The following is a 1,097-nucleotide window of genomic DNA, read 5'->3' on the forward strand; positions in this document are numbered from 1 at the left end:
AAAATCGGCCCAGATCCGCGAAATTTTAATCAGCGAGTCAGCTTGGGAAGAAATGACCTGCTTATTCGCACCTTCCTTAATATAAAGACACAAGCAGAGACATTTTTGGCACGATATAAAAACGCTAAGTTAAAAAATCACTATGACGTGTTGGGTATCAAATGTTCACTGGCATAAACCTCTGTTTCTGATGTAAAACAGATTTTCTGAGGAGGCGTAAAACCTCCTCGTACTGCGAAATTGATTTAGTGATAGCGATCGATCACGCCAACCAGATAGTGGTCGGTTTGCTGCATGTTGATGCCCGCTTTTTTAGCGCTGCGGACTTCATCCAGAATGATTTGCAACAGCGTCCCGTCCACGATTTCCTCTTTTCTGTATCGCTTCAGGAAGTTAATCGCTGACTTATCGTTTGCTGCCTGGGCGTCTTCCGTCAAAGAGGTCAGCGCATTAATGCGCTTCTGGTAATCGCTTACCGTCTGCTCAAACAGATCTTCCAGCGTGGAAAATTCACCGCACCGGGCGTGTTGCTCCTGTAACACCGGCGTGGCGCCGCTCTGTTTGATGTATTCGTACATGCGCATCATTTGCGTCACCGTATTTTGCGCCTGATGACGCAAAAATAGTGCGGTGCCATTAAGGCTATTCTCGCTGCACCTCTGGCTGAGCTGAAGATACAAATTTGAGGTATAAAACTCCTGATTCATTTGCGCATTCAGTTTTTGAACTATTCCGCTAGCGATCATAGGACTTCCTTATTTCTTGTCATCTCAGAAAACGGTCACTCTTCGAAAAAACAACCAGAATAAAAGCGATTCTTTCGCTTTTTTTATTGCGCCTGGTTACGCAGTCATATTCATTTTAAGTCGGGATGCTCCTTATTTAAATATCCAACCCTACTATCGCATTTCTATCTGGCATTATTCTGTGATGGTGTTTCGATATTCACACTCCCTGTGCCAATCCTTTCTTATCGACAGTAGGAAACTTCCTCCGGCTATTCTGCTGAACACGATTAGGGGCACTGTTGCAAAGTTAGCGATGAGGCAGCCTTTTGTCTTATTCAAAGGCCTTACATTTCAAAAACTCTGCTTACC

Annotated in this window: 1 protein-coding gene; it reads right to left on the reverse strand. The window is 44.2% G+C overall.

The window, feature by feature from the left end; all coding sequences use genetic code 11:
- Nucleotides 1-245: 245 nt before the first annotated feature.
- Nucleotides 246-746, reverse strand: coding sequence for a non-heme ferritin-like protein (locus tag OGY18_RS00960; protein WP_001752509.1), 501 nt, complete (start codon nucleotides 744-746; stop codon nucleotides 246-248).
- Nucleotides 747-1,097 lie beyond the last annotated feature (351 nt).

The organism is Citrobacter sp. Cpo142, from assembly GCF_030332425.1.
Classification (GTDB): Bacteria; Pseudomonadota; Gammaproteobacteria; order Enterobacterales; family Enterobacteriaceae; genus Citrobacter; species Citrobacter portucalensis.

Bases quoted from the DNA above. Each gene is read 5' to 3' on its own strand.
- OGY18_RS00960 (WP_001752509.1), bottom strand. From the start codon at position 746: ATGATCGCTAGCGGAATAGTTCAAAAACTGAATGCGCAAATGAATCAG.